Genomic DNA, 25,923 nt, shown 5'->3' with positions numbered 1-25,923 from the left:
AACTTCAAAATTTTTAGTTTTTCATTATAATTTTGCTATGTTTATAAAAACACAGTGAGGAAAAATTATGTTAGTCAAAACAGTAAAAAAAGCTAAATTTGTAAAAATTTTAGCTGCTAGTGCTTTAATGACTCCTATTTTGCCTTTAATGGCAATTAGTTGTATTAATGGTACAGAAAAAACTAAGAAAAAACTATCAGAAGATGCTAATAAATTAAAAGTTATTATTGTTAACAAAGCCAATAAACTACCATCAACAATTAATGATAATGATGTAACTTTTGATAATGATAAGAACCTTAAAATTTCAATAATTAGCAAAAATGCGAATGATGCTGAAGGAAAATTGGAATTAAAAGTTAAAATCACTTCAAAATCTAATGAAGATATATCTATAGAAAAAACCATCACAATAGATGGGTTTCAAAAAAAATCAGATGAACCTAAAACTAATAAAAAATTAGAATTTCAAAAATCTGACAAATTAATTTCAAAAGACGAGAAAGTTAAATATCTTGCAATTGGAGATTCAATATCAGCAGGTTTTACAGCTGCACTAGATAAAGACTATCCAGGTCAAAAAAACGGTAACAAACTTGAAGGAATGTCATTACCAGTTTATTTAGCTCATTACTTAAACCAGGATGATTCAAATAGAGTAGAGAGTTTTTCTAACCTTGCTACTTCTAATTCAACCATTATGGAATGACTAGATCTTTTAGATGTTCAATATGAATCTAAAAAACCAGATGTATTCAAAAAACAAGATGGTATCTATCAACATACTTTTGATGGTAACTATACTAAATTTGGTGGTAAAGATAAATTTAAAGAAGCTTTAATAAATGAAATTAAAGCTGCTAATTTATTGACCATTACATTAGGGGCTAATGACTTTTTAAGGTTTTTTAGTTCTGTGCTAGAAGCAGCAAATTTTGATCAAGTTTTGAAAGAATTACAAAAAGGATCTAATGTTGACGTACAAAAACTAATTGAATTTTATACAAAATTTATTGAATTAAGTCAAAACGAAATTCAAGATAGATTAGTAAATCTATTAAATAAAATCACTGAAATTAATTCAAACGTAAATGTAGTTTTATTTAATTATCCAGCACCTTTCCTAAGAATAATTAGTGCTATTGCTGAAAATATTCCAGGAGGTATTAAATTACCAAACGGTGGCAGCGACGCCTTAAAATTAATCATGGATCCTTTAACAAGTTCTATTAAACAATCGAAAGAAAAAGTGGGCAAAAATATTCATTTTGTTGACTTATTTGATGCACCATACTGAGAAGAAAACCAAAGTTTATTATCTTCAATTATTTTCGACATACATCCAACAGTTCACGGCTACAAGAAAATGGCTATGGATGCATTTATTAAATTGACTGCAAGTTCTGTTGAAGAAGATACACTAAAAAATTTAGGATGATCAAAAAATTACATTGAAGAACCAACTTCATCTGGAAATAAACAAATTATTGAATTAAAGGCACAAAATTTAGATGCTTTCTATAAAGCACAATTAGGCGCTTCTAAGGAAGATAATATTGCAAAAATCAAAGAAGAAGATGAAGTATTTAAAAATGTTAAAGATAAACTAAAACCCAACAATATTTCAAGAAGACTAGAAAGTTTTCCTGATAAACAAATTAAAGAAATATTTTTATCTTTATTAAAAAAATCAACAACTTTAGGAATAGTGAAAGAATATGATCCTAATAGTGATATTTTAAGTTTTTTTACAGATAATCCAACAGCAGCTGATAAATTAATTCTATGGATTAAAAGATCAAACTACATTACTAAACAATTAGATAAGTTTCAAGAATTAATAGCTGAAAACGACTGAGATAAAGATGGAAAACCAGGAGCTAAAAAACTTCGTTCAGAATATTTACTAAAGGCTATAGATCAAACATTTTTCAAAAAAGAAAACTTATTAAATTTAGTTAAGGAATTCGTTTCAAGTGATTTTGCAACAGATTTTAAAGCACCACTACTTGACCTTATTACAAAGCTTTCGAAAAACATTTTGAAAAATCAAAATATTAAAGATTTAATTAAAAAATCTATTGAATCAATTCCTGGAGCTGAAGATTATGTTTCAAAAGAATCACAAACAATTCTTTTAAACAAAATTTTTAGTTCGGATAAATTACCTGAATTTATTAAATCAGCTTTAAATAGCTTTTTAGATAATGGAAAAATTAATTCAGTGGACCCTGAATTTCTAACAATTGATACATTTGATAAACTAATTAGATTTTTATTTAAAAACCAACCTAAAAATGGTGAACTTCAAAAAGCATTTTCAGAAATATTTAGAGAACTATTAAGTGATATAGAAACTAAACAAATACTTGTAAGCTCAACTAAAGCTTATATTAATAAAATTGATGCTATTAAACCAATATTTAATACTATTAGTGATGAAGAAACAACCAAATTAATTAATACATTCTTAGAAGCATTTTTATCAATTGAAAATGATTTCAATCTAGCAAATATTTTTGCAAATTCAATGATTTCAGAATTAAGCAGTTTTAATGTCGATCTTGCTTTCAAAACATTTTTAGAAGAATTTAAAAACAATACTCTTTCAATCTTTAATGATCAAACAAATATTATTAAATTAGTTTCATTAGTGCGTAATAACCAAAATATTAAAGATAACTATGAATTAATTAAAAAACTTTTTAATAATACACTAGATTATTTAAACCAACAATCAATAATTACTAAAGAAATTGAAAAATCTCCTCTTTTCAAAGAATTATTAAAATCAATCGATGAAAAAGATCAAAAAGCAGTAACTGATTGAATTAAAAAAACAATTAGTGAACCTTCACTAAGATCAATAATTAATTCAGTACTAGATTTAGTATTTAATACTAATGTTGATTTATCATCTGCAAAGAATGTATTAGACATAGTTAAAATAATTGCTGTTTCTCCTCAAATAGATCCAGTTAAAGACTCAATTACTGGATTCATAAAAGCAATGTTTAATGATGCTGAAGCAGGATTAGCTAGACAATTAGATATTCTAATAACTACTATGTGAAAAAACAATCCTGATAAATATAATTTAGAAGTAATTAAAAATAACCCAGATACAATTAAGAACTTTGTTGATTCATTTTTAAAATCAGTTATTCAAGAAAGCACCTTATTTAACACAATTGTAAATAATACATTTAACCAATTAAAAGAAATTAATGTTGATAATGAAGACATTGCTTTAGAGTTACAAAACACCTTAATTTTAGGTTTAATTAAGTTTGCTACCACAGTCGAAAAACCAACAGAAATATATTTACCAAACGTTTTAAGCAAACATAGAAATAGCCTACAAACTATATTTAGTAAAATGGATTCAAATGCATATGTTAAAATGATTAACTATATTTTTGAAGTTTCAAAATTTAGTTTAGATGGCGGAATATATTCAATATTATTTGCTAATAGATTTAAAACCTTAGCACAAGAAAACATAGTTGATATTCAAAAAAATAATTATGTAGCTAGACAAACAGCACAAGCTAAATCACAAAAACTGCAAATAACATTTAATGTTGGTAGTGGTTTAGATTTATTATCATTAGCTAGCGTAGATAGTTTATTAGCAGCAATTTACGAACCCGCAGTTAGAGCATTTTTTAAAGAAGTTAGTGAATTAATAAAAACCAAAGGAACTCAACTAGATATTAAAACAATTAAAAAATTGAGTAGCTACAAAGCAGCTAATAGAATTTATTCTTCTTTAGCATTATTAGCTGCTGGTTCAGGAGATTTAAGTCAATTCTGACCAAATGGTGGCGGTTTTCTCCCTGCATACTGAACTGGTCTATATCCAGAAAACTTTATTTCTAAAGGTATGGATAAAGCTTATGACAAGCTACTTAATACTGAGGCTGATGCTGATGTAGTGGCACAAATTGCAAAATTAGATGAAGCTAACTGATCTAAATTAGGAATTAAGAAATCAGGATTAAAATTCGTATATGATAAACACTTTTTTGCAGGATATTCTGATAAAAATGAAGACACAAGACATTTAGATTTCAGAAACTTCAAAAAATGAACAGATGATTCGATCTTAGCATTTATTGCTAACCCTGAAAAAACAGATAACAAATACCACAATCAAAAGAACATTGTTTTAATTGCTAAATTATTGCAAAAAGGTTATTTATACAAAGATATGGATAAAGAATAATATTTTAAAAATAGGCTTTCAATATGCGAAAGTCTATTTTTTTGTCAATAATTAAGCTTATTTTGAATTACAAGGAGCAATTGCTGCAATTTGTTTAGTATTTTCATCAGTAATATTTCTTTTTCAATCTGTTTTTGCAGCTACAGTTTCAAAAATTATTAATCTTAAGAAATCAATAGCAAAAAAAGCAAAATAAGATAACTCTAAACTTATGTAAGTGCCCTTGTTTCTTAAAGGAATTATTATTCCAAAGCTTAATATGATTAATCATATAAATGACAATCAATGAGCGGATAACATTGTAATTGAACCTACCATATTTCTTCCACCAGCACCTGGCAGAGCAGCAGCTGTATAAAACCAACACCAGATAGGATTGATTAAAATAAAAGTCAAGCAACAATAAATGAATATTTGTCTAAAAGATTCACCAGTTTTAAATTTCATTTCTGAAACTAAATTTTTAATTTCGCTTTTATTTAAAAAGTTTTCAAGCTGAATTTTGTTAGGAATACCATTAGTTCATGTTGTTAGATCATGATTATAAACTTTTTGTGCCTCATTTACAATGTTAGAATTTAGTCAACTTGTTGAAATTGAATTGTTCAAAATGCTATTAAAAGCACCTTTTTCTAAATAAATTTTTACATTTGCATCAATTGCTTCTTTTGAGCCTCTTGAAGTAGCGGGAGAATACGCTATTCCAAAAACAACACCAATCATTAATGCCGACATGCAAGCTCCCATTATGGCATGAAAACCTCTTAGGGCATAAGCATGCTTTTCAGCTTCTTCAAAATTATTTTTTCCTAAATTGCCGGCAACAAAATAAGAAACATTAGATGAACAAGCAGAAGTAATGGCAGAAGCAATAGATGCTAAACTTTCTACTAAGCCTAAAATAGTAACAGCATTAATGCCCATCCAAGCTGCTCTTATGCCAGAACCTTCAATTAAACTATCAGGATAAGCCCGAGATCAAATTATCATTCTTATTGGAATGGTTATCATTGCGGCAATTGTTATTAACATAGCTGGTATTCTTTTAAGAATTTGCTTAGCTATTGGTCTAGAAATTATATGTATCTTAAATAAATTTACAAAAATAGGTCTGTCTTTGTAATAAGTTAAAAGAGAATCAGAGGCCAAACAAACAAATGCGCTAATGATTGAACCAAAAGCAGCATAATATGCTTTTCCTTTAAATGCATATAAAGATATTGCATTTATTGTGGCATTGCTAATTAAGGTCAAACATGCTGAAACAAAAGCTAGATTTGAATGCCCAGTTTCATTAAGTTGCATATTAGTATTAAAGTTAAATGAAGTAATAATTCAAGAAATGCAAATAAGCATTAAATACATTCTAGCCTCATTTAATGCAGCTGAGTTTATTTGTCGCCCTCCGACAAAATAAATTAAATTGGTAGGCATACTCCAACATACAATTGCAAATACAACAGAAATGACAAGATACATTCAAATTCTAAGGTTCATAATTTGATTAACTTTGTCATAATTCTTTTTACCATAATACTGACCTACGAACATTCCGGCAATTCCTTGAATTGCAAAAAATATTGTATATATAATGCCAGTATAAGTATTTGCATAAGTTAAAGCATCAATTCCAGAAGGAATATGACTAACCATAAAATTATCCAGAAAACCATTTAAACAAAATAGTATTTCTCCAATAATGATTGGTCATGTTTTAGAAAAATACATTTTTCAATCAAATTTTGATTGTGGCAATAATCTTTTAAAATAATGCTTTTTTCTAACACTTGTTTGCATGATTATCCCCACCTTTCTATTTTAAATATTTCAAATCTTTTGTTTTATATCCTTAATAGTCAAATTGTCGTCTAAATTTAAATTATTTATTTGTTTTAATAATTCTTTTTTGTATGAATATTTTTTGATTAATGAATCAGTTTCCTCTTTATCTGAAGTTAAAAATAACATTTTCCTAACATCATCACCAGAATATTTTCTTAATTCTTTAATTACAACGTTTTTATTCAATTTTAAAAAGAATCTTTTTCTTCTGTCATTAACTCTTAAGTTTTTTATTGAATTAATAAATAATCAATGACCTAAAAAAGAAGCAATTGCTCCATTTCTTCCCAATACCCTTTTTTTAAGGGGTTCAATGTTTGAATCATTTATAGCTCTTTTTATATTAGGAAAATAATCATCTTCAAAAATAGGACCTGTTAACTTGGATAAACTTAAAGCAGGACATGAAGCATCTAGCAATGGTTGAACATCATTATTGGGAAAAAGTTTATGAAGAATTTGTTTTTCTAAATTAGGATTATGACCAATAAAAACGACCTCTTCAATTTTTAACTTTGAGTTAATTTCATAAAGATGTCTAATAATATTTTGTTTTATAATAGCTCATATATTACCAACACTATTACCCTTTGTAAAATCAACAATGAAAGTTTTGGTTTCAAAAGTATTATTTTTGTTAAGGGCACCAACAGTATATGCATATGGTGTATTCGAAGCTAAATTAACTATTCGAGCAAAAGGATTGGTAATTGCTTCGAAATCAATATATACGTAATTTTTGTTGTTCATATTCATAATTTCCTAATTATAGCACTAAAATAAATTCTGAAATATCTAAGTGTTATAATTAATTATAACTTAAATTTAAGTCTAAATAGGAGTATAACAATGAAAAGTACAAAAAATATTTATTTAATATTAGGACATACAACACTTGATTCATTTAATGGCAAGTTGGCTGATGAATATGAAAAAAAGCTGCGTCAACTAAATAAAAATGTTCGCAGAATCAATTTAAATCATAATGATTTTGATGTTTGTTTATTAAAGGATTCTCAATCTGAAAAAAATAAGCAGTTTATTTTAAAAGAACAAGAAAATATAAAATGAGCAGATGAAATTGTTTTCTTTTATCCACTGTGGTGAGCTTCTGTTCCTGCCATTTTAAAGGGATATATAGACAACGTTTTTCAATCAGGTTTTGCTTTTAAATATCATGAAAATGACCCTTTCTGAGATAAGTTATTAACTGGCAAAAAAGTTAGAGTTTTTTCAACCTCTGGTGCTCCGTCAATATTTATAAAATTACTTTATAAAAATGCTGATTTTTCTATGTTTAGAACAGGTGTTTGCTGATTTACAGGTATGAAGTTAATTCAAGCTAAAAGAATTGGCAGTCTTGTTAAAATGGATAGTGCAAAAAGAAAAGAAGTTATTGATAAGATTATTTCAAAAATTCGTTAATCATGTTTTGGATTTTTAAAGATAGCCAAAGCTAAATTAATTGACTTAATTGTCATATAATTTTATAGTCATGGAATTAAAAAAATATATTAGAACAGTTATGAATTTTCCAGAACCAGGTGTTAAATTTAAAGATATATCTTTATTGTTGGCTAATGGTCCAGCACTAAATTATACAATTGATAAAATGTCTGAACTTGCACAAGATGCAGATATTATTGTAGGACCTGACGCAAGAGGTTTTTTATTTGGTACACCAGTTGCAGCAAAACTATCTAAACCATTTATAATGGTGAGAAAAAAAGGTAAGTTACCTGGAGAAGTTATAAGTTGCGAATATGGTTTGGAGTATGGAAGATCAATACTAGAAATTCAAAAAGGATTGGTAAAACCGGGTCAAAAAGCTGTCATTATTGATGATGTTTTAGCTACAGGAGGAACTCTTGAAGCAATAATCAAACTTTTAAAAGACCAAGGTGTTGAAATATTGAGAATTATAGTGCTAATGGAATTAGATGGTTTTGAAGCTAGAAAAAGACTAAACAGTGATATTGAAAGTCTGATATTTGTAGAGCAAGATGACCAATAATAGGGCATATAAGCCTTATTTTTATTAAATTTTTAGCAAAGTAGGTAAATATGAAAAAATATAATAAATATATAGATATAGAAGAAAAATATCGTTTTGACTTAGAAGATATATTATCTAATTCTTCGTATGATGAGTTATTAAAACAATATTTTGAACTATATGATAAATTAATTAAAATCAAAGATTCTAAGTATGAATCACTAGATAATTATGTTAATTCTTTAAAATATGATGAACAAATGACACTTTTGGGTAATCGTATAGAAAACTATTTGTCTAACAAACTAAATACTAATTTAGTTGACCCTTTAATTAATAAATTAATATCTGAATTTGATTCTAAAAAAGCAGAATACTCAAAATTGTTTGGTTCTGAAATTAATAGAATTGCAGAACACAAGGATAAAATAAAAATCTGAATCAATGATCCTCAATTGAAATATGTTAAAAAAGATTTAGAAGCAATATTAGATGAATTAGAACACAAGTTGGACAATAATGTTGAACTGTATTTAACACAAACAGCACATGGAAATCCAGATGTTGAAGAGTTATTTGGTATTTTAACAGATAGTGAAATTGAATTTGGCTTTGCGCGTGATAAGAATTCAAAAAAATATGAAATCACTGAAGGTACTAGACCAATGCTTATGAAACACAAGGATGAAAGAGTAAGAAAAGAAACATATATTAATTTTGCTAATGGTTATTTAAAGCATAAACAAAGTTTAGCTAAAATGTTATATCAACATATTAAAGAAATATCAGTTAACGCCCTTCATAGAAAATATAACTCGTCATTAGAATCAATACTATTATCTGATAAAGTTGACACTAAACTTTTAGAAATTATTTATAAAAATGTCCAGGATAATATGCACATATTTAAGAAGTATCACAAGCATCATGTTCAATTTTTTGAAGCTAAATTTAATAAAAAATTTAAGCTATGAGATTCAAGTGTTGACCTAGTTAAGATCAAGAATAAATATAGCATAGAAGAAGCTCAAAAAATACTGAAGAAAATAACGTCAGTAATGCCTTATGAATATTCAAATATAGTTGAAAAAGCAATCAAAGAAAGATGAATAGATTATATTAATGTCCCGTCAAAAAGATCTGGAGCTTATTCAATAGGTGGAACATATGGAATAAACAAAATATACATTCTAATGAACTGAGATGATACCATTAATTCAGTCAACACTTTATGCCATGAAATGGGACATTCAATGCATTCATATTATTCAAATAAAACACAAAATATTTTTAGAAGCCAATACCCCTTATTTTTAGCAGAAATTGCTTCTATATTTAATGAGTTACTTTTGAATGATTATTTAATGGAAAATGCCAAAACAGATGAAGAAAAATTCTTTTTAGTAAATGAAAGTATTAATGATTTTATTGGCACTGTTTTAAGGCAAACTCAATGATCTAATTTTGAATATGAACTATATAATAGAATAGATAAAAATGAACCGTTAAATACTTATGAAGCAATTGAAGAAATATATGTCAATAACGCTAAAAAATATTCTATGTCTGATATTAGTCCAAAAATTGGCGATCTAATAAATGTTTATAGTGTAATGGTTCCGCATTTTTATTACTATTTTTATGTATATAAATATGCCTTGGGATACATAGTTGCTAATGTATTTTTCCAAAAATATAAACAAGAAGGAAAATCAGCTTTAGAGAATTACGTTAATAAGTTCTTATCTGCTGGTGATAGAGACTGACCAACAATAATACTTAAAGAAGCAGGAGTTGATATATATTCAAGTGATATATACCAAAAAGCATTTTCAATACTAGATTCTAAAGTAAATGAATATATAAGATTAGGAAATAAGATATTTAAAAAATAAGCCCCTCTGTGTAAATAACCACAGGGCTTATTTTATTAATCTAGGAAATTAATTAGCTTCTTTATTTTCTTCTTCAGTATTTTTGGTATCCGTTTTATTTTGAGCTTCCATTTGTTTTTTTACAAATTGCATCTTTTGTTCGAATTCATTAATTTTCTTTTCAAGATTATCAAAATCTTTATCGTTTAATAATTTTTGTAGCTCATCTTTTTCTTTTTTAACTTCTTCAAGTTGATTTTTTGATAATTTTTTAGCTTCTTCAGAGTTTGTAGCTTTATCTAATTCTTGAATTAGTTGTTCTGCTCTAACTGTTAGTTCTACTTCTCTTCTTTTTTTCTTATCTGCTTCACGATTTAATTCAGCTTCTTGAACCATTTTTTCAATATCTTCTTTTGATAAAGAAGATGTATTTTGAATAGTAATACTTTGTTCTTGGTTTGTTTTTTTATCTTTTGCAGTAACTTTAGTTATACCATTAACGTCAATTGAGAAACTTACTTCAATTTGAGGAACTCCTCTTGGAGCAGGTTGAATTCCAGTTAAATCAAATCTTCCTAAGAATTTGTTATCATAAGCCATTTGTCTTTCACCTTGAGTTACAACAATTGAAACACCTGTTTGATTATCTGCAGCTGTTGAAAATATTTGACTCTTAGTTACTGGAATAGTAGTATTTCTAGGTATTAAAGGAGCTACTATATCACCTTCAACAACAATTCCTAATGTTAATGGAGTAACGTCTAATAATAAAACATCATTGATATCTCCTGCTAATATAGCACCTTGAATAGCTGCTCCAACACTAACTACTTCATCAGGGTTAATTGAGTTGTTAGGTTTTTTACCAGTTACTTCAGCAACAATTTTTTGAACAGCAGGCATTCTTGTAGAACCACCAACTAAAAGAACTTCTGTTATATCGTTTCATTCTAATTTTGCTTGTTTTAGAGCATCCAATAAAGGTTTTTTAGTTTTGTCTAATAAATCAGATGTCATTGATTCAAATTCTGATCTTTTTAGCTCTAATTCAACGTTAATTGGACCATTTTCATTCATTGCTAAGAATGGTAATGAAATATTAGCTACCATTGATTCAGAAAGAGAAATTTTAGTTCTTTCAGCTTCCTCTTTTAATCTAGCCATAGCCATCTTATCTTTTTGAGCATCAAAATTGTAATTTTCTTTTATTTTTTCAATTAATCATTGAACAATTCTATTATCTCAGTCATCACCACCTAAATGGTTATCACCAGAAGTTGATAAAACTTCAAATGTTCCATTTTCCATTTCAAGAATTGAAACGTCAAATGTACCACCACCTAAGTCAAAAACTAAAATTTTGTGGTTTTTGTCTTTTGATTTATCTAAACCAAATGCTAATGCTGCAGCAGTTGGTTCATTAATAATTCTAACTACATCCATTCCTGCAATAATTCCAGCATTTTTAGTTGCTTCACGTTGAGCATTATCAAAATATGCTGGAACAGTTATAACTGCTTTTTTAACACTTGAGCCAATTTTCTTTTCAGCATATTCTTTCATGTAAGAAAGAATTATTGCACTAATTTCTTCTGGTTTATAATCTTTACCATTAATTTTAGTTGATTGTGAAGTTCCCATTAATCTTTTAATTGATGCAATACTATCAGGATTAGTTTCTAATTGTCTTTTAGCAGCTTCTCCAACTACTCTTTCATTATTTTTAAAAGCTACAACTGAAGGGGTAGTTCTTTTTCCATTAGGGTTTTCTAGTACTTTTGGCTTACCGTTTTCAATAATTGAAATTGCTGAGTTTGAAGTTCCTAAATCTATTCCTAAAATAATTTCTTTTGTCATATTTCCTCTTTTAATTTCAGATTTACATTTAATATAAAATTTTTACTTTTACCTAAATGCGCACTTATTTCACTTTTAGGTTACAGAAATATTTTAACATAATTTTTAGCACTTTGAAAAAAAGAGTGCTAATTTTATTTTTAGAGTTTTAAATGGCCAAAAAGCTTATTAAAATGACAAAACCAGTATTTTTTAATTGCATTTATTTACTAAAAAAGCAGTTTATCTTAAATTTTGTTTAAAATATGTACATAAGAACGAAAGGAATAACTATGAACAGAAAAATACATGTGGCAAATTTAATTTTTATGTTTTTCATATTAATTTTTGTTTTAACGGGTACTTTATTATTACATTTTCTTGTTATTAAACCCGACAAAATTGCACTTAACTCAAATAACATAACGGCACTATCAAATCAAATATGAACAGCTTTAAAAGCTAAACCAATATGAGTAATGATTTTGTCATTAGGTTCTATTGGAATGGCTAGTTTACTAAGTATATTGTTATTAGTATTTATTATTATTGGTTCAATTGACGGATTTAAGAATAAAAACTATGCAGTTGGAATATTGTACATAATTGGTGCGTTTATTCCATTTTCAATATTCACTCTTATTGCAGCTAGCGTTGGAGCGGCAGCACAAAGAAAATCAAGCTAGAAAACAGATTTAAAAAGTGAAGCTAATTGCCTCACTTTTTATATATCATTTTTTGATGTTCAGAAAAAACACATCCCCTAACTTCTGATTCGTATTCAGCGCATCTAGTAACAATATATTTAAATGCCTTATCAAAGTCTTCAAAGCAGAGGTTTCTAATTTTTTCAATTCCTTCTCATCTTCTGCCCTTGCTAATTTTATCTGCCACATATAAAATTTTATCTAGTAAGGTTAAATCAAGGTCAAGTGAAGTGTGCTTTTTAATAGCATTAAGAACTTCGTCATTATTATATTTATAAATATCTCTCAGTCAATAATATGCTGTTGTTTGATGTAATTTGTAATTCTCTAGATTTTCTTTTGTATAACCATATTGCTCTAAAAATTTATATGAAGCTTCTTCAGTTCAGTTTTTAGTTATGTCGTGAGCATAACCTGCTTGATATGCATTTTTAATACTACACTTAAGGTGTTGAGCTAGTTTCGCTGCGAATTCACCTGTTCAGGCTAAATGGAAATAGCGAAATTGTTTTTCTTTATCTTTTATATCAAAAAGCAAACCCTTAGCGATATCTTCAAAATATAAAAAGTTAGTCCCTATATATTCTTGTACTTTTTCATTCACTATATCTAATTGGCCATTTCTATATTGAGTAGATGAATAATTTCAAACAGGATTATTCAGGATTTGAACTTTATATTTCTTGACGTTAATTTTTGAAAATTTATTATTACGATTAAATGCTACTATTTGACTTAATTCACTAATTTCTTCTATATTTTTTCATTTATTTAATGATGGTATATTATCAGTTCCAATAAATAAAAAAAGTTCATCATTGGGATATTTTTGCTTGAAATATTTAATAGTATCGATAGTATATGAAGTGCCGCCTCGTTTAATTTCAAAATCACTTAAAAACATTTTATCTTCTAAAACTAAATTAATCATATTAATTCTGTGCTGATTATTAACATAATTATTAGCTTTTTTAAAAGGACTAACATTTGCAGGCACAAAAAATAATTTGTCTAAATTTAAGTGTTTTATACCATATTGTGCAAGCTGAATATGGCCCTTATGTACAGGATTAAAGCTGCCTCCATATATTCCTATTTTCATTAGTTCTCCAAATCTATTTTTTTATCGCGTTTTGCTGTATTTTTTCTTAAAAATTTAATGTTTTCTTTTTGAACACTTTGTTCTTTTAAATACTGATTCGCACTTTTAAGAACATTTTTTCCAAACTTAAAGTTATTATTATTTATTATTTTATCAATTTCAGAAGCATTTTTATTTTCAAATAATTCAATACTCTTGTTAATGCTAAATACTGATCTAAGGGAAGATAATGCTATTCCTAAACCTCTTATATATTCACTTTCTCACATGCTTTCAAACAAAAATAAAACATAATTTCAAATAGTCTCTTCATTATTTGTTCAGTTTGAAAGTTTTTTGCTTTTTCTAATTCATTCTCTATTTTGGTGACGAATCGATACTGATATTTCTCTACCTTCTAAATTTAAGTCTTTAGCACGGTTACAGATGTTGTTTAAAATTCTTCTTAGCTCTTTAATTATAAAAAGATAATCATTCGAATCATCATTCATAAAGGTTTCAGAATTACTAATACTTTTTATATCTTCATTAAGCACATGTTGTTTATTCTCGTTCTCACCCCTTAGATCTTTTATTAACATAAAATATCTATTTCCAAAAACTTTCTTTAAAAAAATATCATTTTTACAATTAATTAAGTCCCTATATGTTTGTATACCATAGTCATTCAATTTTTTTACACTGGCTTTTCCAACACCAAAAATTTTCTTAATGTCTAAGTCATAAAAGCGAGTTTCAATGTCTTCTTTTTTAGTTTCAATAATGCCAAAAGGCTTAGCCATGTTAGTGGACATTTTAGCTAAGAATTTTGTATACGAGATGCCAATCGAGCAAGGTATTTTGAGGTGTTTTAATAATGATTGTTGAATATGCTTTGCCATATTTAATGGTGTATCATATTTTTTATATTCATTTGTGATATCAATAAAACATTCATCAATTGAGTACACTTCAATTTTATTAGAATAATGATCCTGTATGTATTCAAAAATTTTTTTAGACATCATTGAATATAAATCATAATGTGGTTCTATTACAACTAAATCTTTAATTTGTTCTTTTACTTTATAAAAAGGATCACCCGTTTTAAAACCTAGTTTTTTAACTTCATAAGAAGCAGCAGAAATAATTGCTCTTTTTAAATTGGAAGCAATAACTACAGGTTTATTTTTTAACGTATCATTTTTTGCTCTTTCACAGCTAACAAAAAAAGTATCCATGTCAATATGTAAAAACACTCTAGCCATTAATACCTTTCTTAAATGCACGATAAACAATTGAAGCACATTCTAGTCTATTTAAATGTGCTTTTACATTTTCAAAAACAATTAGTTTATTTAATTTAACATTTGAATCATATTCTTTTTGATTTATCATTTCAAAATAAGCATCTAATATTTTATTAATGTCTTCTTTATTCTTATTTAATAATTGTTCAATCACTAATTCAACACTAGCAATAAAAACAGCACAACCTTCTGCAAAATAGTTGGCTTTTATTAATACATTATTTTGAAAAGTTAAATATAAAGTTAATTCATCAACACAAATGCTAGAATGTTCAAAAATTCCGCCTTCTTTTTTATTTTTTAAATTATACTGAGGGTTGGAATAGGCATTAAATATTATTTTTTGCTTTTCTATATTACTAAAAGATTTCAATAAAGTTACCTCCTTTTTTTAAGGAACTTACAAGACTATCAATATCTTTTTTATTGTTATATAAAGCAAGCGAAATTCTAACATAGTCATTGTTATATTTATTTACTTCTTTAAATTTGTAAGCACAAAAAGATCCAGAGCGCACATAAATATCTCTCTGACCTAGAAAATGAGATATTTCTTGAGAAGGAATACCTTTTATATTAAATAAAATAATTGTATCCCCCCGTTTTGAGTCTATTTTTATATTTGGAATTTGTAACAGTTTATCAAATGCATATTCAGCAATTGCTTTTTCATGTTCTTTAATTTCATTAAAATTAAATGATTTAAAAAACTTAATAGCTTCACCAAGTTGTAAAATACCTGCTATATTAGGAGTACCAGGCTCTCATTTACCTATTGTTTCTCGAATGGTTCATTGTCATGATTTCAAAATATTTTGAACCTGTCCACCACCTCATTTTTGCGGAGATAGTTTTTTTAATAAATCATTTTTTATAGCTAAAACACCTGTACCTGTTGGTCCATATAATTTATTTCCAGAAAAAGCTAAAACATCACAATAATCCAAATTAACTTCATCATGCACAATAGCTTGAGCAGCATCATTAATTAAATTAGCACCAACTGACTTACATTTTTCATATATTTTTTTCATATCATAATGAACTTGAAAATTGTTAGTTGTTTGAGCTAGAACCACAATTTTAGTATTGAAATCTATTTTATTCAAGATATCTTTTTCATCGAAAGCATATTCTATACTAAGCTTACTATTTTTAAAATTTTCTATAAAAGGAATAATAGCTGAAGAATGATTAAAATAACTAAAAATAATCTTCCCTTCTCTATGAACTGAAGATAACATTTTGGCAATTAGATTAAGTGATTCTGTAGTTCCTGATGTAAATATCACTTCATCTGGTTTTGAATTAATAAATTTTGCAATTTCATTTCTTGTATTTTCTAAATCAAATTTAACTTTAAAACCGATTTTTGTATCAGCGGTTCTAGTAGATATAGAATATTTTTCATAAAATTCTGTGCCTTTATCAATAACTATTTGAGGTTTAAAAGTTAAAGCAGCATTGTCTAGATATACAATATTTGGATTATTTTTAAACATTGGAAACAAGTTTCTAATTTTTTTAATATCCATGTTAACTCCTTTTTTCAAAATGTGATAAATATTCTATATTTTTTGACTTCTCACCTAATATTGGACTCTCAACAATTTCATTAACTAAAACAAAGTCGTTTTTCTTTGCATGTTCTATTACTCGATCAATGATGAATTTATGATGTTGTTTGTCAACAAAACCTCCAGGCTGTACATATTTGCTACTAGCTTCAAACTGAGGTTTGATTAGAGCTACGAGTTGACAATTATTATTAAAGATTTTATTACATATTTCAAATACATGTTTGAGACTTATAAATGACACATCGCAGGTTATTAAATCAATATTTTCATCAAACATATTTTCAGTTAAATTTTTTAAGTTTGTTTTTTCATAAACAAAAACATTATCTTTGATTCTTAATGAATAGTCAAGTTGATTAGTTCCAGAATCCACAGCATACACTTTTGAGGCATTATTTTCTAATAGAACTTGAACAAAACCTCCAGTAGATGATCCAATATCTAGGCAGACTTTATTATCAACTTTAATATTGAATTTAGTAATTGCCTCTTTTAGCTTGTATGCCCCCCTGGACACATATTCTTTTTCATAATTGATTATTTTAATTTTAGAATCTTCTGGAAATTTTAAACTAGATAAAAATACTTTTTCTCCATTAACTATTATTTTGCCTTGCATAACAATAGAATCAATAGTTTTATCATCTAAATTATGTTTAATTTTAATTAGCTCTTTTAGTGTTTTTTTCATATTTCTGTTATTATTTTTTGATAATGTTTTTATCTACTAGGTCCAATACTTTATTTATAAACTTATAATCATCATTTGGTGAAAAAATCTTAGATATATTAATCATTTCATTAATGACAACTTTAGAGTCGTTATATGTTAATTCATATATACCAAAAATAATTATTGCCCTAGTTAAAGGATTTATTCTTATCCAGTCTCAATTTTTAGAAATAAAGTTTTTAGCAATATTTTGAATAATTTCATGTTTAGATTCAATGATTTTCAGAGTTTTAATTTCTTTGTCGTTTAGAACATTTAATTCATTATCAACAATTTCTTTACTATCAAGAGTTTTATCAAATAATTCATATTGATATATGTAACCAATAATATTTTTTCTAAACTGATATCTTTTTATAAGAAATCTATTTTTATTTAGTTCATCCATTAATCCTCCAAAATATTGATTAACTTAATTTGCTTATTAGCATCATTTTTTGTTAATGTAAAAATAACACCATTTAATTGACATTTATTTTTTGATACTTGAAAAGGTAATTTAGAATTAAAGCGCATTTTTTTATATACTTCATCAAAATTAGATCCTATAGCACAATCCCTGGGTCCGCACATCCCAGCATCAGTTAAATAATATGTACCCTTAGGTAAGATCTTAGCATCGTTTGTTTGAACATGAGTATGTGTACCAATAAATGTATCAGCCTTACCATCTACATATAATCCAAATACAGATTTTTCTGATGTGGTTTCAGCATGAAAATCAATAATACAATAGTCTGCTTCCAAGTTTTCATAAGCTTTATCAAATTCATCAAAAAAGTTATTTGCACTTTCTTGTTTTCAAGGACTTAATAAAGGATTAAATGTTATACCCATGAATGACATGATTGCAATTTTATTTCCTTTTACATCAAAAATTCTAATTCCAGATCCTGGATAACCTTCATCAATGTTTATTGGTCTGATTAAATCTTCATTCTCAATGATCTCATTAATATCATCTTTAGCTCACACGTGATTTCCTAAAGTAAACGCATCAACCCCTATTGATTTTAGGCGTTTATAATCTTTAGGAACAAACCCCTTTCTACCTGAAACATTTTCAGCTTGTGCAATAACAAAGTCAATATTATTATCTTTTATTATTTTGTCTATTTGTTTTTCAACAAAATCAATTCCCGGTGTTCCAAAAATATCACCAAGAAACAAAACGTTTATGTTTTCTTCTTTTTTCATAGTTTAAATTATATATAATTTAACAACCATTTTGGTTATCTAATAAAAATAAAAGCGAAAACACAACGATTCGCTTTTAAATTTAAGTATTAAAATGAGTAAGTTACTTTGCATTTATAACTATTTTAGTCTCCATTTAACTTCTCAATTACTAGATTATAAATTTCATCATATAGGTCCTTATTAGTTTGTAATAATAATGCTAAATTAACTTGACCTTGGGCAATATTATCTCCATTATAGCTATATCATGAACCTTTTCTATTGATAATTTCAAATTGCTCTGCCATATTAATAATCTCAGTTATTTTTGAAATTCCTTTTGAAAATACTATCTCAATTTGAGCCGTTTTATAAGGTGGAGCTAATTTGTTTTTCACTACTTTACACTTAATTTGGTTTCCGGTAATATCACCATTATATGATATATTTTGAACTTTTCTTACCTCTAAACGAATTGAAGAGTAAAACTTTAGTGCTTTACCACCAGAGGTGGTTTCTGGATTACCAAACATGACACCAATTTTTTCTCTTATTTGATTTAAGAAAATAACAGTAGTTTCATTTTTTGAAAGAGTTCCGGTTATCTTTCTTAATGCTTTTGACATTAATCTAGCTTGTGCACCAATTGTTTGGTCCTTCATTTCTCCGTTTAGTTCAACTTCTGGAACTAAAGCAGCAACCGAATCTACAACAATTAAATCAAAAGAACCACTCTTAGCCAGTGTGTCAACTATTTCTAGAGCTTCTTCACCTGAACTTGGTTGCGATAAAATTAAATTGTTAATATCAACACCTAAATTCTTGGCATAAATAGGATCAATTGAATGCTCTGCATCAATGAAAGCAGCAATGCCTCCTAATTTTTGAACTTCAGCAATTGCATGTAAAGCCAATGTTGTTTTTCCACTGCTTTCAGGCCCATAAATTTCAATTATTCTTCCCTTAGGTCATCCACCAATTCCTAAAATGTTATCAATTGCTAATGAGCCAGAACTAAAAGTTTTAGGTATAACATCCAAACCTTCACCCAAAACCATAATTGCTTCATCGCCAAAATCTTTTCTAATATCTTTCAGAATTTTATCTATGCTTTGTTTTAAATTATTTTCTTTTTTATCTGCTGACATTTTTTCTCCTTAAACATAATTTTGGCCCTTAAACTCTAAGATTTACTTATTTTGCTAAAAAAATAAGAAAGCTATAATAAAAAACTAGGAAATCAAAAAATACAAGCATTTAAAGCTTATATTAATTATTTAGAAAAGACTTGTTCTAATTTTTTAATAGCTCAATCTTCTATTTTGATTGATAAGGTTATGGTCTTTGTATTTTCTGTTTTTTGATATACATCTATGATTTTGTATTCATGAATACCTTTAATTGTTTTTAGTTTATCGATATGACTTTGAATACTTTCTTTGTTTTGTAATTCAATTGTAATATCTCTAGATTTAATTGGTTCATGATGGTAATTAACAAAAGAGTTTTGTTTGTTTGTTAATTTATTTAGTTTAATTTCAGCAAAAATAGCATCACTATTAATCAATTTTGGATGTATTTTGCCAATATAACCAATCATTTCTTCATCTAAATAAATTTCAGCTGCAGCATTTGGACTGAAATTGGCGCTATCTGTTTTTTTAAAATCAAGATTTTGATTTGTTAAAGAAATAATATCAAGTTTAATTTCGTCAAAACTTTTTTCATTTGACACTAAACCTAAGACATTCATTTCTCTTTCAATCATACCTATATCAAAATATGAACCTTCTTCAAAACCTTGCTTTTTGTTTGAAATCAGTACATCATTTAAAACACTTATAAATGAATAACGAATTTGTGAATGTTCATAATTTTTTGAATCACTAGCATTTAAAGTTTCTTTAAAATTAAAAGGATTAAAGATATTTTTTTCTGGATTAATTAGAGTATATGTTTTAACATTAGCATAATTTTTATTAGCAAGTTTTTCTATATATTCAAAAGTATTATTTTTTTCATAATTTAATCTTTGAATTTTAGGTTGTTTTAGTGGAAAATGATTGTAACCATAAAATCTAAAAAACTCTTCCACAAAATCTTGCATTGTTTCCATGTCATAACGATAACTTGGAAAAGTAACAGCAGAAAAATCACTTTTAAACTTAAAATCTAATATTGTTAATTTCTTTAAAACTTCATCATATTTTTTGGTTTTAATAATGCTAAAACCAGCAAACTTTGTTAAATATGCTTTATCTAGTAAAATTGTTTTTTTAGTTACTTTAGGAGCATTAATTTGTACTGAAAAATCGGTTAGATATTTAGCTAAAAAATTGTAAGCTAAGATAACTAAGCCATTAGATATTTCACGACTAGCTCTTAAAGAAGCTTTAGTTATCAATTTAATTTCTTTTGAATTTTTTCTGACACTGGCTATGTTAAATGAAGCTAGTTCAAAAATTGCTTTTGAAGATTTGGGTCTAAATTGCTTATTTTCAAGGCCAATAGTAGCCGCTAATGAAACCGGTGTATCACCATTTTTAACTACTAAAGCATTTTCTACTTCAACTTCTTTATTACCTAAAATGTTTAATTTGCCAGAGTAATTTTCAACACTAAATTCATTTGAATTTAAATCATCCTTGTTATAAACATGGCAAGGAACACCAGTATATAATAAAACAAGATTAGTTAAATCAACTGCACTTGAAAAAGTTTTAATGCCATGTTTTCACAATAACATACTTTCTTTAATGCAACATTTTAAATTATTGTTTGATGCCTCTACAAGACTAAAAGCATTAGTTGATTTAAGACTTTTTACTTGAAAATTAGAAATAAGATTTGGTGTAGGTTTTTTTGGTCATTTAATTTCAGTATCAAAATAAGCCGCTAGTTCTTTAGCCATTATTAAATAACATTGTGCATCAGCTCTATTTGATAGTATTGATACATCAATTAAATAATCATCTAAATCAAAATATGAAATAGGATCAATATTAAGATCCATTTTATTTAATTGAAAAATTCCATCTCTAAATTCTTCTGGCACAACATTAGCATCAAAACCTAATTCTTCTAGCCCAACAAGCATTCCTTCTGAAACAATACCTTGCATTTTTCTGGCACTAAAAACCATTTTTCCGTTTCTAGAACCAGGAACAAAAGACATTACATATTGGTCATTTTTCATATTTGTAGCAGTGGTTTGAATAATTGCTTTGTGCCCATCTCCATATTCCACTTCACAAACAGTTAAACGGTCGGCTTCAGGATTTTTATAAGTATTAATAACATGGCATATTTTTATACCTTCAACATCACAAAATTTATTATAGTTTTCGACTTCAAATCCTATTGAATTTATAGCATTAACAACATCTTCAATTGATTTATTTTTTAAATTAGCTAAATTACATAGCGTTTTATATGAAAAAATCATTATTTAATCTCCTATCTAAATTGCTTTAAAAATCTTTTGTCGTTGTTGTATAGTTCTCTTATATCTTCGATGTCATATTTTATCATTGTTATTCTTTCAATACCTATTCCTGCCGCAAAACCATTCATTGAATTAGTGTATCCCGCTGATTTAAGGACTTTTTCATGTAACATTCCCGCCCCTAAAACTTCAATTCATTTGTTTTTAAAGAATATATCCACTTCCACACTTGGTTCTGTAAAAGGAAAATAAGAAGGTCTTAATCTAATTTCTATTTTTTCTTCAAGAACATAAGAAAGCATTTCTTTTAGTGTATACATTAATGATGAAAATGAAACATTACCTACACTTACTAAGTCTAGCTGTGTAAATTGATGAGTATGTGTTTTATCTTCTTCATCATTTCTATACACTTTTCCAATGCTAAATTGTGAAAACTCTTTATTAGCATATTTTTCTAGTGCTCTAGCACTAATACCAGTGTTATGAGTCCTCAATAATTCATTTTTATTTAAATATAAAGAATCTTGCATATCTCTAGCTGGATGAGATTTAGGAATGTTTAAATGTTCAAAATTATATTTATCAATTTCAATTTCAGAACCTTCTAGTTCAATGTAGCCATTCATTAATAATCAATCGCTAAAACGTTTGCTAATAAGATTAATAGGATGAATTGAGCCTGAATAACTTAATGGAGTTGCATAATCAATAAATTCATTCTCTAGTTTTCTTTGAGCTTCCAATTCATTGATTTTATTTTTAGCTTCTTCAAAAAACGCTTCTGCCTTATTTTTTAGTTCTTGCAATTGGCGACCATAAATTGCTTTTTCAGCAACTGGTGCTGTTCTTAATTTGTCCATTAAATCTTGTAATTCTTTAGATTTTGAAAATTCATTTTTTGCCAATTTTAAATCTTCTAAATTCTTAATTTTATCTAATTCAAACATACTTTATTTTCCTTTCTTTTCCATTATAGATTTTCAATATTCTTTAATTTTAATTTCCATTCCTTGATTTTGGTATTCAAAAAAACTAGTATTTTTAAGTTCATTAGGTAAGTATTGTTGCTCAACAAAATTTTTATCAAAATCATGAGGATATTTATATCCTACTCCTCTTCCTAATTGAGATGCGCTTTTATAATGTGCATCTTTTAAGTGTATTGGTGGCTCATAAATTTTGCCTTGTTCAAGCAATTTTTTAACCCTATTAATAGCCAAATAATTAGAATTTGATTTAGGACTTAAAGCAATATTTAAAATTGCAAACCCAATTGGCAAATAACCTTCTGGTAAACCTAATCTTTCAAATGCTTCAATGGCATTTAAGACTTGGTGTCCTAAATTAACATTAGCTAAACCTACATCTTCATAGGTGGCGCATAACATTCTTCTAAATAAGCCATCAACATCACCAGTTTTAAGTATCAATAAACCTCAATACAAAGCAGCGTCGGGATCAGAGCCACGCAGTGATTTATGAAAAGCGCTGAGTAAATCATAATGCCCATCACCGTCATTATCAGAATAAAACTTAATTGAAGGTATTATATTTTTAATTGTTTCTAATGTTATTGAACCTTTAGTAAATAATTTATTAATTAATTCAACATTATTTATTGCACTTCTAAAATCTGAGTTTGACTGAACAGCTATAAATTCTTGATTTTTTTTATCTTCAAGTCATTTGATATTTTTTTCAATCGCAATTTTATTTAATTGATTAACAATAACATTTTTTGAAGGAGACTCTAGTTCAATAATATGGCAACGAGACCTTAAAGCAGGGTTAATTTTAAAATAAGGATTTTCAGTTGTGGTTGCATAAATTGTAATCTTATCATTTTCAAGATAAGGCAATAAAATATCTTGTTTATCCTTATTTAATCTGTGAATTTCATCAATTATTAAAATATCATTATTTTTAATTTTTATTAGCAAATCATCTTTTCTATCAATGGCGGCATTAAAATAATCATAACTAGCATTGATGCTGTAAGCTAAAATATTTGCAATTGTTGTTTTGCCGGTGCCAGGTTTGCCATAAAAAATAAAGGAAGAAAAATCTTTATTTTCAATAATTGATTCAAACAATTGTTTTTTTTCAGTCGAACAAACAAAATTGTCTAATTTTAAGGGTCTCAAGAGGTTTGCTAAGTTTGCCTTCATGTATTAAATTATATAAGATAAAACTTTCCAGAATAAAAATAGATTTTTATTTTTATAACATGACTATTGGTTGATGTTTTCATGCTTTTCTTTTTGTTTTTTATATGCACTTTTTAGTATTAAACAACCCGAAATTATTCCAAGAATTCTAAATGCTAGACAAGCACCCAACGAAAGTCAAAAAATAACCTTATTTTTAGATTTTCAAGATTCATATGCAATTAAACCATTGAAAACTATTGATACTAAAAAAACACACAGAAATGTTACTAATGCTCCAATAAAAACAGTTGTTGATTTTTTAAGAGAAATAGTTTCTTCTGATTTTAATAATTTAGTTAATTCATCATATTTTTTAACATTATATTTTTCTAGCAGCGAGCCTTGGTATTTAAGGGCCAAAATTAATGAAACAATTAAGAAAATACTAAAAATAATTACCACTAATGATAATACGATTTGAATTCAGCCAATTTTCTTTCTATTCATAAAATTCCTTAGTTAGATTAATTATAAAAAAAATGCGCAAAATTACGCATTTAAATTTATTTTTCTGGTTGTGTATTTTCAACCACAGGTTTTGATTCTTTAACAGCTTCCTTTTTAACAAATTCTTTTTTTACTGTGCCAATATAAGGTAAAATAGCAACAAGTCTAGCTCTTTTAATAGCTAATGAAACAGCTCTTTGGTGTTTAGCACATGTTCCTGTAATTCTTGATGAAAGAATTTTTCCTTGTTGGTTTACTAATTTTGATAATAGTTCTTCATTTTTATAATCTACATAAACAACTGGTGATTTACTTAAACAAAATTGACATGGACGTCTACGTACAAATGGTTTTTTACGAACAATTCTTGCCATAATAAATTCCTAACTTATCACTCCAGACCGTTTGGATCATCTTCGATTCTTCAGTTTAAATCTGGATTTGAATTTTGTGTTGAAACACTAGCTTTTTCTTCTTGGGGAATACTAAATTCTTTAGTAGCATTGTTTTTTCTTCTAGCTTCACTAACTTCTTTTGTTTCCAGTGATTGAAGTCTGTTTACACTCACAACATAATTATTAACTGTTTGTCCATTTTGATCTATTGTTTTAGAAGATTGAAAAGTTCCTTCAACAGAAACTAATGAACCTTTATCAATATATTTGTTAATAAATGCAGCATCATTTCTTCATGCGATGCAAGGAATGAAATCTGAAACAGGTTCAGCATTTGCATTTACAAAAGGTCTTGTAACTACAATAGTGAATCTTGAATATTCAATATTTGATGCAGTTTCACCTTTGTATGGTTTTGAGGCTAATCTACCAATTAAAATAACTTTATTCATTTATATTCTCCCTATTTAGTTGAAAGTTGGTCAACTATTTTTCTTCACTAGTTTTTTCTACAGCTTTTTTTGTATATCTAGGTTTTTTGTCAGTTTTGTTTTCTTCAGTAGAATCTTTAGTTGTTTCTTTATTTGTTTTACTATGTGATTTTACATATGGTTTTCTATTATCAAAAGATTTTTTTATAAATCTTTTTTGCTTTTTAGGTTTTAGGCCTTTTTCAGAATCTAAATTAATTATCAATGTTCTTAAAATTGATTTGTCAATGTTAAGTCTTCTTGTCAATTCTTTTAGTGCTTCAGGCTCTGATTTTGTTAAAACTAAAAAGTATTTGGCATGTGTTAATTTGTTAATAGGATATGCTAATTCAGTTCTTTCCAATCTTTCGATTTTAGTGTTTTCTTTATTTAGAATTGATAATAATAATTCCTTTACACTTTCTTCGCTAGATTCTGGATTAACTAGAATCATAATTTCGTAATTTGACATTAGTTCTCCTTTTGGACTTTTGGGTCTTTTGCGACCAAGGAGTCTTTACCCTTGTTAAAATTTCATGTAAAAATAGTTTTATTTTGAATATTTAACTTTTAAATTATATATTATA

Annotated in this window: 23 protein-coding genes; 5 read left to right on the top strand and 18 right to left on the bottom strand. The window is 26.9% G+C overall.

All coding sequences use genetic code 4. From position 1 onward, the window contains the following. Positions 1-67 precede the first annotated feature (67 nt). Positions 68-4,228, top strand: a complete 4,161-nt coding sequence (locus OF364_RS00500; protein WP_263773915.1) for a lipoprotein 17-related variable surface protein — start codon at positions 68-70, stop codon at positions 4,226-4,228. 57 nt (positions 4,229-4,285) lie between these two features. On the opposite strand, the gene OF364_RS00495 is transcribed toward OF364_RS00500, so the two are convergent. Further along, positions 4,286-6,025, bottom strand: coding sequence for an MATE family efflux transporter (locus tag OF364_RS00495; RefSeq protein ID WP_263773913.1), 1,740 nt, complete (start codon positions 6,023-6,025; stop codon positions 4,286-4,288). A 21-nt stretch (positions 6,026-6,046) separates the two neighbouring features. Next, positions 6,047-6,820, bottom strand: a complete 774-nt coding sequence (locus tag OF364_RS00490) for a DUF2779 domain-containing protein (RefSeq protein WP_263773912.1) — start codon at positions 6,818-6,820, stop codon at positions 6,047-6,049. 99 nt (positions 6,821-6,919) lie between these two features. Here OF364_RS00490 and OF364_RS00485 point away from each other — a divergent pair, with 99 nt between their 5' ends. The 3 genes from OF364_RS00485 to pepF all read left to right on the top strand — a co-directional run bounded on the left by OF364_RS00485 (position 6,920) and on the right by pepF (position 9,961). Next, positions 6,920-7,495, top strand: coding sequence for an NAD(P)H-dependent oxidoreductase (locus OF364_RS00485; RefSeq protein ID WP_263773911.1), 576 nt, complete (start codon positions 6,920-6,922; stop codon positions 7,493-7,495). A 70-nt stretch (positions 7,496-7,565) separates the two neighbouring features. Beyond that, positions 7,566-8,084, top strand: a complete 519-nt coding sequence (locus OF364_RS00480; RefSeq protein WP_263773910.1) for an adenine phosphoribosyltransferase — start codon at positions 7,566-7,568, stop codon at positions 8,082-8,084. A 50-nt stretch (positions 8,085-8,134) separates the two neighbouring features. Next, positions 8,135-9,961, top strand: coding sequence for an oligoendopeptidase F (gene pepF, locus OF364_RS00475; protein ID WP_263773908.1), 1,827 nt, complete (start codon positions 8,135-8,137; stop codon positions 9,959-9,961). A 48-nt stretch (positions 9,962-10,009) separates the two neighbouring features. On the opposite strand, the gene dnaK is transcribed toward pepF, so the two are convergent. Then, complete coding sequence (dnaK, locus tag OF364_RS00470; RefSeq protein WP_263773907.1) at positions 10,010-11,797, bottom strand: molecular chaperone DnaK; 1,788 nt, start codon at positions 11,795-11,797, stop codon at positions 10,010-10,012. A 272-nt stretch (positions 11,798-12,069) separates the two neighbouring features. Between dnaK and OF364_RS00465 the strand changes: the two genes are divergently transcribed. Further along, positions 12,070-12,462 (top strand): hypothetical protein, encoded by a 393-nt coding sequence (locus OF364_RS00465; protein ID WP_205851199.1) that lies wholly within the window; start codon positions 12,070-12,072, stop codon positions 12,460-12,462. A gap of 22 nt (positions 12,463-12,484) precedes the next feature. On the opposite strand, the gene OF364_RS00460 is transcribed toward OF364_RS00465, so the two are convergent. The 15 genes from OF364_RS00460 to rpsF all read right to left on the bottom strand — a co-directional run bounded on the left by OF364_RS00460 (position 12,485) and on the right by rpsF (position 25,808). Next, a complete protein-coding gene (locus OF364_RS00460) occupies positions 12,485-13,585 on the bottom strand; it encodes a nicotinate-nucleotide adenylyltransferase (RefSeq protein ID WP_263773906.1) in 1,101 nt (366 codons plus the stop codon). After that, a complete protein-coding gene (locus tag OF364_RS00455; RefSeq protein ID WP_263752324.1) occupies positions 13,585-14,832 on the bottom strand; it encodes a Y-family DNA polymerase in 1,248 nt (415 codons plus the stop codon). Before OF364_RS00455 ends, OF364_RS00460 begins: the two co-directional genes overlap by 1 nt. Continuing rightward, positions 14,825-15,247 (bottom strand): iron-sulfur cluster assembly scaffold protein, encoded by a 423-nt coding sequence (locus OF364_RS00450; protein ID WP_205851202.1) that lies wholly within the window; start codon positions 15,245-15,247, stop codon positions 14,825-14,827. The genes OF364_RS00455 and OF364_RS00450 overlap by 8 nt, the downstream gene beginning before the upstream one ends. Beyond that, positions 15,234-16,409: an aminotransferase class V-fold PLP-dependent enzyme gene (locus OF364_RS00445; protein ID WP_263773905.1), complete on the bottom strand. Its 1,176-nt coding sequence runs from the start codon at positions 16,407-16,409 to the stop codon at positions 15,234-15,236. Before OF364_RS00445 ends, OF364_RS00450 begins: the two co-directional genes overlap by 14 nt. A gap of 1 nt (position 16,410) precedes the next feature. Beyond that, on the bottom strand, positions 16,411-17,145 hold the full coding sequence (locus tag OF364_RS00440) for a TlyA family RNA methyltransferase (RefSeq protein WP_205851204.1): 735 nt from the start codon (positions 17,143-17,145) through the stop codon (positions 16,411-16,413). A 10-nt stretch (positions 17,146-17,155) separates the two neighbouring features. Then, positions 17,156-17,575: a transcription antitermination factor NusB gene (locus OF364_RS00435; protein ID WP_205851205.1), complete on the bottom strand. Its 420-nt coding sequence runs from the start codon at positions 17,573-17,575 to the stop codon at positions 17,156-17,158. Beyond that, positions 17,575-18,384 carry a TIGR00282 family metallophosphoesterase gene (locus OF364_RS00430; protein ID WP_205851206.1) on the bottom strand — a complete coding sequence of 270 codons (810 nt, stop codon included), beginning with the start codon at positions 18,382-18,384 and terminating at the stop codon, positions 17,575-17,577. Before OF364_RS00430 ends, OF364_RS00435 begins: the two co-directional genes overlap by 1 nt. 125 nt (positions 18,385-18,509) lie before the next feature. Next, positions 18,510-19,514 (bottom strand): recombinase RecA, encoded by a 1,005-nt coding sequence (recA, locus tag OF364_RS00425; RefSeq protein ID WP_205851207.1) that lies wholly within the window; start codon positions 19,512-19,514, stop codon positions 18,510-18,512. Positions 19,515-19,639: 125 nt separating this feature from the next. Continuing rightward, complete coding sequence (locus tag OF364_RS00420; protein WP_263773904.1) at positions 19,640-21,811, bottom strand: phenylalanine--tRNA ligase subunit beta; 2,172 nt, start codon at positions 21,809-21,811, stop codon at positions 19,640-19,642. An 11-nt stretch (positions 21,812-21,822) separates the two neighbouring features. Then, positions 21,823-22,761: a phenylalanine--tRNA ligase subunit alpha gene (gene pheS, locus OF364_RS00415; RefSeq protein ID WP_263773903.1), complete on the bottom strand. Its 939-nt coding sequence runs from the start codon at positions 22,759-22,761 to the stop codon at positions 21,823-21,825. Between the two features lie 3 nt (positions 22,762-22,764). After that, the gene (locus tag OF364_RS00410) at positions 22,765-23,982 is read right to left on the bottom strand and encodes a replication-associated recombination protein A (protein ID WP_263773902.1); all 1,218 of its coding nucleotides are present in this window, start codon (positions 23,980-23,982) and stop codon (positions 22,765-22,767) included. A 63-nt stretch (positions 23,983-24,045) separates the two neighbouring features. Beyond that, positions 24,046-24,471, bottom strand: a complete 426-nt coding sequence (locus tag OF364_RS00405) for a hypothetical protein (protein ID WP_263773901.1) — start codon at positions 24,469-24,471, stop codon at positions 24,046-24,048. Positions 24,472-24,527: 56 nt separating this feature from the next. Continuing rightward, entirely contained in the window at positions 24,528-24,845 is a 318-nt protein-coding gene (gene rpsR, locus OF364_RS00400) for a 30S ribosomal protein S18 (RefSeq protein WP_205851212.1), read from the bottom strand. Positions 24,846-24,859: 14 nt separating this feature from the next. Then, positions 24,860-25,318, bottom strand: a complete 459-nt coding sequence (locus OF364_RS00395) for a single-stranded DNA-binding protein (protein ID WP_205851213.1) — start codon at positions 25,316-25,318, stop codon at positions 24,860-24,862. A 34-nt stretch (positions 25,319-25,352) separates the two neighbouring features. Then, complete coding sequence (gene rpsF / locus OF364_RS00390; protein WP_263773900.1) at positions 25,353-25,808, bottom strand: 30S ribosomal protein S6; 456 nt, start codon at positions 25,806-25,808, stop codon at positions 25,353-25,355. Positions 25,809-25,923 lie beyond the last annotated feature (115 nt).

The sequence above is a fragment of the Mycoplasma enhydrae genome (assembly GCF_025779955.1).
Taxonomy (GTDB): domain Bacteria; phylum Bacillota_I; class Bacilli_A; order Mycoplasmatales; family Metamycoplasmataceae; genus Metamycoplasma; species Metamycoplasma enhydrae.
This window is presented reverse-complemented; position numbering and strand designations above follow the sequence as displayed.